Consider the following 9933-nt stretch of genomic DNA (forward strand, 5'->3'; position numbering starts at 1 on the left):
TCCGGTGGGCCTTGGTGAGCGTGAACTGTCCGGTCCAGGGGCGTGGACGGGACCCGCCGGGGCATCGCCACGCAGGTCACGCCATCACACCGGATAGCACGGCACCTCGACAAAGCACGGCACCTCGGTCCCGGCGGACTTCGACGTCAGCCGCGTCGAAGTCCGCCGCGCGGTGTGACGCGCCGGCGCGTCATACCGCCGGACACCCCGACCTCGGCGCGGGGCTACCGCGCCACCCTCACTCCGTCGGAAGGAACCGACATGCACGCTGTCACAGCCGGGCCCAGACCGGACCCGGTGCAGCTCCGCAGCATCAAACACCTGGCCGGTGCGGCATGAGCCGCGCACAGGCCCACTGCCGCACACAGCAGACGGCAGTTTTCAGCCACGACCTTGCACGCAAGGATGACCTGGTCCATGACGTGCGCGCCGCGCACGACAATGGCCGCCGGTACACCACGGGTGTCGTCGGGACCGCCGACACCGAACCGGGCATCATCTGGATCACCGCTGGTGTCGCCGGAGCGATCTGCCGGCAGCATCAGCGGCTGTGGGCCGAGACCGTCGCGGCCGCCATGCACAACGGTGATGCGTGCGAGGACGCGGTCGCCGACACCGACGCAGTGCTGCCGCACCTCTTCCTGTTTGAGGGATACCTGGTGCTCGACTATCGGCGGGTGGCCCGCGACGCCGACGCCATCATCGCGGTCGCTCCCGACCATGGCCGCTACCGCATCGGGCTCGGCAAAATCTGGTACGAGGTCGACCGACGGCACTGCGACACGATCATCGAAGACGTACCGTCCGCGGCCACAGCAGGTCGCCGGTCCGGTGTCACACGCAGTGTCACACTGACCCGCCAGGATCTCCAGGCGTTGACCGCAGATAACGCGGTGCTGGTCCGAGACGCCGCCGGACGGCAGATGCTGGTGCGGCCGCCCGACAGCCGCGGATGGGCCGTCGAACAGCCCTCGTCCGCCGGTGACCGCCGAACGCGCCAGATGGATCAGCAGCTCACTGATCTGGTGCTGCATCACATGCGCGCCAATCCAGGCCTCGACTTCACATCGCATGACCTGGCGAGGGTGCTGGGCCGTCCGCGCCGCACGGTGCACCAGCTGCTGCTGCACCTGGTGGACGCTGGTGCGGTCATCCGGACATGGCAGCGGCCAGCCCGATTCCGCGTCACCGGCTGAACGGCACCCGCATGCTCCGGGCGGGTCCCGCCGTCGGCGGTCCGTAGCGGTGTGCCCACATGCCCACGGCCCGGTGCCCCAGTCTCCCGGAAGCACCGGGCCGTGGGCAGTCGAGGGCCAGCAGAGCATTGATCGGCTGGTCGTGGATTCAAGCCCTATGCGGCGTACAGCACGAAGCAGGCACGAACTGGGATTAGGCCCGGCTTCGTGACCTGCTTGCTGTCCACAGTGAACGCTTGTGGGTTCCGTGTGTGATCTGCAGCTGGTGGAACGTGCCGGGACTGGGAGGCACCAGGAGGCACCAGGAGGCACCGGACCATCAGTTGCGGAACGGTGCAGCTGCGCCGAATCCACTCGTACCCCGGGTCGCTTCGGACAGGGTCGCGATGAGCGCGCAAGCACGGCAACGGCACAGCGTTCCCATGGGCTGAATCGCCGATGGTCACCCCAGCGGCAACTGCGCGACGCAGCTACCAAACCACGTGCATCCGACCGGGAGGCCGGGGTTCGCCCAGATGGCCACCACACCAACCTTGCCAGTGCCAGGTATCCCCGCCAGAACAGCTGGCGGGCACCTCGGCGTACCCAACGAAACGAACGGAAGCCCGCATGAGCCTACTCACCTGGACTGCAACGTCCGACGACGCCAGTCCTCACCCTGATGACCTCCATCTGTCAGCCCAAAGCCGCCGCACGGTCGACGGCGTACCTGCCGTCTACAGCATCGGTCGCGGCTGGGAGGCCCGCTTGTGGGTCGTTCTCCTGGAGGCCCCCGAAGAAGGGTCCATTGAAGGTTCCGAGACGCACCTGGGTGCGTACCTGACACTAGACGAAGCCAAGCAGGCAGCCGAGTCTCACGAACAGACCGTCTCCTACCACAACGGCAGTTAGATGGCTGGGCGGCCGCGTCGATCGTCATGCCAGTGTCACTTTCTCGGCGTCTTCCGGCAACGCACGACCGCGGCGACCCGGCCGATCACGAGTGTCGCCACGGCGAATACCCCACCTCAGGACAGTACGTCCTCAGCGGATGGCTACGCTCCTCGGCAATCGCGTCCTCGATGTTCTGGATGCGGTCCGGTTTCAGTCGGCGAGCAGTTGCGTAGTAAGCCTCGCGAGGGCCGCGGCCAAGAGCCGGGAGACGCGCGTCTGGGAGACGCCAAGCTGGGCGGCGACCTGTGATGGGGTGCAGCCCTCAAACACCGCAAGTGGATGATCTTCTGTTCCCGAGGGGGAGCTGAGCCAGCAGCGGCCGCACAGGCCTCCCGGTGCTCGACTACTTCCATGTCGTGGTCGTCTTGGCCGAGCAGGTCCCCGAACTCGGCGACGACATCATCGTGACTGCGGATGGGCGCGTCCAGCGACAGCGCCCGATAGGCGGAGCCTGTCTCGAGGGCCTCGATGATCTCCCCTCGGAGGTGTGGAGGACAAGCGGCAAGGGCGGCGACGGTCGAGTCCCGGCCGAGGGCGTGGGTGAGCTCGTCGGTGACCCGGTTGATCCGCAGCCGCACCTCCTGAACCCTGCGGGGGGGACGTGCACGTCCCAGCACTTGTCCTGGAACTGTCGCTTCGGCGGGCCTGAGATCATCGGGATGGCGTAGGACGTGAACGCCGCCCGCGGGACGGGTCGAACCCGTCCACCGACTGCACGAGACCAGCACAGGCAGCCTGGACAAGATCGTCAGGCGGTTCGCCACGGCGACGGAACCGTTGCGCCAGATACCGGTCCAGCGGCATATACAGCTCGATCAGCCGGACCCGGACCTGCTGGCGGGCCTGCCGGCCGGCAGGTCGCCAGCAGCGACAGCAACGACAGCGCGACCGCATCGGTCCGCTCCCGCGACGTCGGCCGCATCTGGGTGCGCCGATCGGTGTCCGCCGAGCCTGCAGGCGGCTGCACCTGCACCGGAGTTGCTCGAGCAGTGACGACGGATATTCACGGTCTCACCGCCTCACCCACCGCCCTCGAACGCACTTTCCCTCATCCACAAGCACGCAACACCGGCCGAAGCTGCGCAACCGGCAACGTCGGCCGACCGGGTGAGCTGTACCCAAGCCGCCGCAATCACATACGCGCATCGAAGATGGCTGACCCTGCTGATCCGGCTCGATGCGGTGCCACGGTCGGCGACTCCGCCGGAGCCGCGTGCGGCGGTGCCGGTACGACGGTGTTTACCGCTCGCCCGGTCCGGGCAGACCTCGGGTCGGCGGCGACCCGTCGCCGCACATCTCAGGAGGACATGTGACTGTCACCGGCATCATCACCGCCCTGATCGTCGGTCTGATCATCGGCGCGCTCGGCCGGCTGGTCGTCCCCGGCCGCCAGAACATCCCGATCTGGCTGACCATGGTCATCGGCGTCCTCGCCGCGATCATCGGCACGTTCATCGCCAACGCGATCGGCATCTCCACCGACACCCCCGGCGTCGACTGGGGCGAGCTCCTCGTCCAGGTCATCGTCGCCGCCATCGGCGTCGCCGTCACGGTCGCCGTCATGGGCCGTGGCCGCCGCGGCGCCCTGTAGGCGCTCCGGAGTCCGGCGGTATCGCCGATATCGGCAATACGGTCCTCGGCCTCTCGGCCGGGGACCGTTGCCTTTTCCCGCTACCGCAAGTGCTCTTCTCGGGTGCCATCGCCGTCATCCGAGTCCTACCCCGTGGTCGAACCCAGGCTGCACGCGCAGCTCGAGATGCTGGTCGACCTCCCGCACAGCGACCGGGACCGGATCCGGGACCGGGTGATCGAGTTGTACGTGCCGCTGGCCCGGCGGCTGGCCCGGCGTTGCCGTAACCGCGGCGAGCCGTTGGACGACCTCGTGCAGGTGGCGAGGCTGGGCCTTATCAAATCCGTCGACGGTTTCGATATGTCGCTTGGCGATGACGCCCGCGACTCGATCAGCAACCTCGTCCTCGGCTACACCTACCGGACTACCCACCGCTCGCGTCCGCACGCTGACCTGCAGTGCCGAGCTCCTCATGTTCGGCGAACAGTCGGCGCGCAGCGGGATCACCCTCGCGCTGCAGCTGGCTGTTCATCCCCCGCCGATCCTTCGAGACAGCACGGCGGGCCTCTCTCAACGCCTGAGTCCGGCTCGGTTTCGGGGGTACCTGCGATCGGATCGGCGCACTGGAATGTCCCGTATGCCGACCGGCTCCGTGCAGGTTCGGCATTTGGCGTGTGGGGTGACGGGAGCACGGGTGCCGTACTGGCCACTCTCCGCTGCGTGGCGTACGGCGGGCGGCCGGCGCCAGCCAAGTGGGGCGGCTACGGCCGCCTTACCCTCGGCGAGGTCCGACGTCTCCTGGCGCACCTGATCGCGGCAGTACGACCAGTGCCCATATCGGTCGATGGTCACGATGGCACCATCACTAGCGGTATAGGGCCTGAAAACAACCATTGCCAGCAAAGACGGCGACTTCATGGAGTGCGGATGGAAGTGCCATGTTCGCCGCCAGTTTACCGACATAGTAAATATTTAGATCTATCACTATATGTGATGTCGTACACGTTGGCCGTACGAGGCATCTGACGTTCACTCACCTGGATGCGGTAAGCAGCGGACAACCGCCGCGGAGAAGGGTCGAGGGCAATGAACAGGATCTACAGGTGGCTTGTCGCTGGACTGGTGGCCAGCGTCGCGACGGTCGCGCCGACAACAGCCGCGCAGGCTCACTCCGTCGCCGACCCGATGAGCCTCTACCCACCGATCCAAGGGACGTCGACCTGGGACCGCTTCGGCGCGTCCGGCCCAGCCAGCCATCACGTGGTCTTCTCAAACTGGGGCTACACCAACGACTGGTCAGTCGACATCTACCGCAATCCTGGTGCGACCGTGGTTTCGCCGTTCGGCACCCGCAGCGCCGCCGGCCACCCGATCTCCGTACGGGTGGTGACCGTCAGGCCCGGATGCGCGACCGGCAATCTGGCCGACGGCGGATACCGAATCGGCCTGGAGGCACGCGACGACACCCTCGGAGCGGTCATCGCGCGCGCCGATGTCATGCACGTCAACAACAAGCCAGCGGGCATCACGGTCGGCGCGACCGTCGGCCCGTGGACCCCGCTCGGCGAGACCGGCCGGTTCCGCTACTCAAGCTGCTACCAGGTCAACGGCGACACCGGCGCGCACATCCACCTCGAAGTGATCAACCAACACCGCTACTCGTGCTACATCGCCCGCGGAGCGAACACCACCCTGACCGACGAGACAGCGATCGGACGGGCAGGAGTGCACTACACCGGAGGCCGACAGGCCTGCTGATCCCGCGCCAGCTCCGCAACAAGAGCATGGCTGAACGGCCGCCGCGCTCAGCCGTCGAGGTCTCCACATTTGGCGTCCTCGACGGTGTCGAGTTCGTTCTGAACGTCGGCGGTACTCGCGTCGCTGCGGTCGGTGTCACCGATCGCATGAAGGGCGCCCGGCAATTCCTGGTGTCCACCCCGGCCGGCGAAGCAGGAGCCGGCGTGCAGCACTTCTTCGTGTGCCGTTTAAAGCATCTCGAATTGGAGAAATGATCCGGGCCAGAATTCGGCGACGCGAGCCGGGGCGGTTAGGACCTCGACCGGATAGCGATCGGAGCGGACGGCTCAATCGAAGTCGATCTGAAGCCGGAGTCACTGAAGACGTTCATCCAGACGAACTGGGCACGCTGACCGATGCCGCATCAGGCTCGACGAACAGGCCACGGCCGTGCCCATACCGTGGACATCGGCCCGACCGCCCACGAGGTCATCTTCGAGCACCAAGCTTGGCCGTCCCCATCGCCGAAATGTACGAAGCTACGAAGCCACGACCGCCACTCTGCGCAGCACATACAACGTCCCGATCGGCCTCACCAGCCTCGATCACCCGCCTGCACGACATCCCCGACGTCAAGTTCTCGATGCCGCTGGTCCCGACCGGCTCAGCCCCCTTCGACAGTGTGCTCGTGTTCCGGGACTTCTTGCGTCCACCACCGCGACGCCGCCGCAGCGGCGTAGCAGCCCTCAAAAATGGACCTCTCCGCGCGCCACCGCAACACGATCGGGAGGCCTACGCGACGGCAAGACCCCACCTGATCGCCGAACTGACCGCGGCAGCACACCAGTGGACCACGACCGTTCCTCAGACCCGTCAGGAGGAGCAGCGTGGGCCGCCTGATGACCGACCTATCCGGTGTCCGACCGATCTCAACACTTCTCGCCCTGCTCAAGTGCCCCGCCTGCCTACATGCGGGGCCGTTGGGAAGCAGCCTGGTGAGACGGCCTGGCGTGGGAAGTCACCTACGACGTCAGAGCGGCAGACCTGCACGATGAGTTGAGATGCTGGAGCGGGAGCAAGGTTGCCGGTTGGACCGGCGGGGTAGGGGTGACTGCCTGATGACGGAATTGTTCTCAGCCGTTCAGCGGCTCGTCGATGCGGTACATGATGCCCGGCCCGAAGATCTTCCGGGACTGGCGACGCAGGTGGGTGCCGATCTCGGCGCCGTCGAGATGACGCTGTATCTGGTCGACTACGAGCAGACCGTGTTCACCCGGTTCGCTGCTGCGGCACGGTCGCGGCAGCCTGGACCGGAGACATTGCCTGTGGAACCAATGCCGATCGACGGCACACTTGCTGGTCGCGCATACAGCACGGGGACCATCGTGTCGACCGCTTCGGGCGCCGGCTACCAGGTCTGGGTACCGCTGACCAACGGGACCGAGCGGCTCGGTGTGATCGGCGTCCTCACGCCCGCTGAGCCCGATGCCGTCCTACTTCGCGCGTATCGGACCACTGCAACGCTGTTCGCCGAGCTTGTGGTCACGAGCCGGCGGTACGGTGACGCCGTCGAGCGCACCCGCCGGCGGCTGCCGATGCAACTCGCTGCCGAGATCATCTGGACCCAGTTGCCGCCGTTGACGTTCACCACCGCGGATGTGGCGGTCAGCGCCGTCCTCGAGCCGTGTTACGACGTCGGCGGTGACGCCTTCGACTACGCCATCAACGGCACCGTGCTGCACATCGCGATGTTCGACGCTGTCGGGCACGGCATCGCAGCCAGCGCCACCACCTCGCTTGCGTTGAACGCGTACCGCAACGCCCGCCGGCTCGGCCTTGAGCTCACCGACACCTACCGCTCGATTGACAAGTGGATCAGCGCTCAGCACCCTGACGGTTTCGTCACCGCCGTCCTCGGCGAGTTCGACACCACGACCGGCATCTACCGCAAGATCAGCGCCGGGCATCCCGGCGAGCTGTTGCTCCGCGACGCCGCCCTGGTGCACCCGCTCCCCGCACCCACTGCCATGCCGCTGGGTCTGGGCCGGCTCGTCGACCCGATCCCGGACATCACCGAAACCACCCTAGAACCCGGCGATCATCTGTTGCTGTACACCGACGGCGTCATCGAAGCCCGCACCGACACCGGCGAATTCTTCGGCACAGAACGGCTGGCCGACTTCGTCACCCGCGCCCTCGCCGACCACCTGCCCACACCGGAGACGATGCGCCGGCTCGTCCACGCCATCCTCGAGCACCAGCATGGCCGGCTGCAGGACGACGCCACCGCAGCACTGCTCACCTACCGCCCCACGACCCGCGGCCATCTTTCGCCAGACCCCGATTTCTGAGCCGTCACCAGCAGGCTCTTAATCTGCGGGTTGTAGGTTCAAGTCCTACGCGGCGTACCATCTGAAACAGGCCATGACCTGGGCAAACGCTCTAGGTTTTGGCCTGTTTGTTGTCCACATCGGACAGTCGTGTGATCCGCGTGTGATCTGTAGCCAGCGCTACACCCCGACAGCGGGCGGTACAATCCGGTGCCTGATCTTGATCAGGTGTAACCCCACTCACATAGCCAGTCAGCTTCGGGCGCCGCAGGTTCGAACCCTGCCGGGGCACGTGGAACATGGGAACGGACTTACAGATGTCGCACTTGATGTAAGAACGGTACCGGTACCTGCGCTTGGTCTCTGTGTGGGCGTTGCTCGTCGCCTTCGATCGAGACCCTTGCCGGTAGCGCCCGATAGCGCTTGCTGCGTCGAAATAGGCGCGGGTCGTCAGCGGCTCGCGCGTGATGCTGAGCAACCACACCCATTCAGTAGGTGGGTTCACGCGGCCTTTACCCCTCGGTCAAGATCTGACACGAGCTGCACCGCCGTGGTGTGCGGGTGGCCCGGTGCACGGTCGAACGGTTGATGCGCGCCGCCGGGCTGCGCGGGCTGCTGCGCGACAGGTCACCGCGCACAACCCCGCCCGGCCGCCGAAACCGACCGGCCTCGCGACCTGGTCAACCGCGTCTTCACCGCAGCGCATCCGAACCAGCTGTGGGTCGCGGACCTGACCTACGTGCGCACCAGCATCGGCTGGGTCTACGCAGCGTTCGTCCTGGACGTGTACTCCCGCATGATCGTCGGCTGGCAGGTCGCCACCAGCCTCTACACCGACCTCGCGTTGGACGCGCTGAAGATGGCAATCTGACGCCGCCAACATCAGGGTGCTGACCTGCGTGAACTTGTCCATCACTCCGACCGCGGCGTGCAATATCGAGCGATTCGCTACAGCCAGCGGCTCGCCGAGCCGGCGCCGTCGCCTCGGTCGGCTCCAAGGGCGACTCCCACGACAACGCCATGGCCGAGGCGTTCAACTCCCTCTACAAAGCCGAACTCGTCCGCAACAAAGGGTCCCTGGCGTGGCCTCGACGACCTGGAAATGGCCACCGTCGAGTACATCGACTGGTACAACAACCGCCGCCTGCACGGCGAACTCGGACACATCCCACCCGCCGAACACGAAGCCCTACACGCGATGACCCACCCATCCACCACAACCCTGAAAACCAGATAAACCCGTCTCCATCAAACCCGGGGCTTGACATATCTCCGTGTTCCACAGCCCGCTGACCAGCGCATTCCACCCCGCAGGACCTCCAGGACCGCCGAATTACGTCGAACGCGGGCTTGATGTTCACGCTCTCGATCCGACGAAACTGCAAGTCATTTCATGGGTGACATCTTCAAGATCACCGACCTCGTTGAGTTACAGGATGTGCCTTCGAGATTCAGCCGAGCCAGAGCTTGGCGCCCACCACCGCCAACTGGTTTTTGCGTGCCTCATAGTCGGGCAGAGCTCGCTCGACGAGCATCCAGAACCCGGGCGTATGGCGTTCGTGTTTGATGTGAGCCAACTCGTGGACCAGTACGTAATCAACGAGGCTGGGCGGCAGTTGCAGCGTTGCCCAGTGAATGTTGAGCTGGTCGTTCTTGCCGAGCGAACCCCAGCGGTACCCGAGGTCGCGTACATCAAGGCCAGACGGGCGCAGACCCATTCGCTGTGCCCATGGCTTCATTCGGGCTGGCAACCAGTCCTCGCCCTTCGCGCGGTACCAGCGGACCAGCGCGCTACCGGCGTCGGTGTCACTGTAACCCCTGGGCAGCAGCAGCCGGCCGCGCTCTAGCTTCACGGCCGAAGTATCGGCGAGCAGAAGCCGGTAGCTGCGTCCGAGGTAGGCGAAACCTTCCCCAGACACAAACTCCTTGGCTGGGCGTGCCGACAGCAAGAGATCCTTCTCCGCAAGCTTGCGGTAGACCCACATACGTTTGGTGTACGCCCACATCGCGAGCGCATCTGGCTCGCACGTTGCGGGAGCGTGGAGCTGGAGAGATCCGTCGCGGTCGACCGTCCCGGGTTCGACGTAATTCGCTGGCCTGGAGAGCCGAATTCTGGTCCTGACCTGGTTGGACATGGGTAGGACCGCCTGGAGAGCGTTTCTCTAGG

13 protein-coding genes and 1 pseudogene are annotated in these 9933 nt (G+C 65.8%); 11 read left to right on the forward strand and 3 right to left on the reverse strand.

What is annotated here, in order from left to right; all coding sequences use genetic code 11:
* Positions 1–335 precede the first annotated feature (335 nt).
* Positions 336–1196, forward strand: coding sequence for a hypothetical protein (locus ACZ6TV_RS53180; RefSeq protein ID WP_465309040.1), 861 nt, complete (start codon positions 336–338; stop codon positions 1194–1196).
* A 609-nt stretch (positions 1197–1805) separates the two neighbouring features.
* Positions 1806–2087, forward strand: coding sequence for a hypothetical protein (locus ACZ6TV_RS53185; RefSeq protein WP_465309042.1), 282 nt, complete (start codon positions 1806–1808; stop codon positions 2085–2087).
* Between the two features lie 192 nt (positions 2088–2279).
* On the opposite strand, the gene ACZ6TV_RS53190 is transcribed toward ACZ6TV_RS53185, so the two are convergent.
* On the reverse strand, positions 2280–2399 hold the full coding sequence (locus ACZ6TV_RS53190) for a sigma factor-like helix-turn-helix DNA-binding protein (protein ID WP_465309044.1): 120 nt from the start codon (positions 2397–2399) through the stop codon (positions 2280–2282).
* A gap of 65 nt (positions 2400–2464) precedes the next feature.
* On the opposite strand from ACZ6TV_RS53190, the gene ACZ6TV_RS53195 reads away from it, so the two are divergent.
* Positions 2465–2797: a hypothetical protein gene (locus ACZ6TV_RS53195; protein ID WP_465309046.1), complete on the forward strand. Its 333-nt coding sequence runs from the start codon at positions 2465–2467 to the stop codon at positions 2795–2797.
* On the opposite strand, the gene ACZ6TV_RS53200 is transcribed toward ACZ6TV_RS53195, so the two are convergent.
* On the reverse strand, positions 2781–3023 hold the full coding sequence (locus ACZ6TV_RS53200) for a sigma factor (RefSeq protein WP_465309048.1): 243 nt from the start codon (positions 3021–3023) through the stop codon (positions 2781–2783). The genes ACZ6TV_RS53195 and ACZ6TV_RS53200 overlap by 17 nt on opposite strands.
* Positions 3024–3438: 415 nt before the next feature.
* Between ACZ6TV_RS53200 and ACZ6TV_RS53205 the strand changes: the two genes are divergently transcribed.
* The 8 genes and pseudogenes from ACZ6TV_RS53205 (at position 3439) to ACZ6TV_RS53240 (ending at position 9003) form a co-directional block, all read left to right on the forward strand.
* Positions 3439–3720, forward strand: coding sequence for a GlsB/YeaQ/YmgE family stress response membrane protein (locus tag ACZ6TV_RS53205; protein WP_465309050.1), 282 nt, complete (start codon positions 3439–3441; stop codon positions 3718–3720).
* Positions 3721–3885: 165 nt separating this feature from the next.
* Positions 3886–4725: a sigma factor gene (locus ACZ6TV_RS53210; RefSeq protein ID WP_465309052.1), complete on the forward strand. Its 840-nt coding sequence runs from the start codon at positions 3886–3888 to the stop codon at positions 4723–4725.
* Positions 4726–4785: 60 nt separating this feature from the next.
* A complete protein-coding gene (locus ACZ6TV_RS53215) occupies positions 4786–5457 on the forward strand; it encodes a hypothetical protein (RefSeq protein ID WP_465309054.1) in 672 nt (223 codons plus the stop codon).
* 26 nt (positions 5458–5483) lie between these two features.
* Positions 5484–5711 (forward strand): hypothetical protein, encoded by a 228-nt coding sequence (locus tag ACZ6TV_RS53220; protein ID WP_465309056.1) that lies wholly within the window; start codon positions 5484–5486, stop codon positions 5709–5711.
* An 843-nt stretch (positions 5712–6554) separates the two neighbouring features.
* Complete coding sequence (locus ACZ6TV_RS53225; protein ID WP_465309058.1) at positions 6555–7787, forward strand: PP2C family protein-serine/threonine phosphatase; 1233 nt, start codon at positions 6555–6557, stop codon at positions 7785–7787.
* Positions 7788–8306: 519 nt separating this feature from the next.
* Positions 8307–8375, forward strand: a pseudogene (locus ACZ6TV_RS53230) (hypothetical protein); the annotation flags it as partial.
* A 67-nt stretch (positions 8376–8442) separates the two neighbouring features.
* A complete protein-coding gene (locus tag ACZ6TV_RS53235) occupies positions 8443–8637 on the forward strand; it encodes a DDE-type integrase/transposase/recombinase (protein ID WP_465309066.1) in 195 nt (64 codons plus the stop codon).
* A gap of 57 nt (positions 8638–8694) precedes the next feature.
* The gene (locus ACZ6TV_RS53240) at positions 8695–9003 is read left to right on the forward strand and encodes an IS3 family transposase (RefSeq protein ID WP_465309060.1); all 309 of its coding nucleotides are present in this window, start codon (positions 8695–8697) and stop codon (positions 9001–9003) included.
* Between the two features lie 214 nt (positions 9004–9217).
* Here the strand turns inward: ACZ6TV_RS53240 and ACZ6TV_RS53245 are convergent, their stop codons facing one another.
* Positions 9218–9901, reverse strand: coding sequence for a M48 family metallopeptidase (locus ACZ6TV_RS53245; protein WP_465309062.1), 684 nt, complete (start codon positions 9899–9901; stop codon positions 9218–9220).
* Positions 9902–9933 lie beyond the last annotated feature (32 nt).

It is taken from the genome of Dactylosporangium sp. NPDC051087, assembly GCF_055586325.1.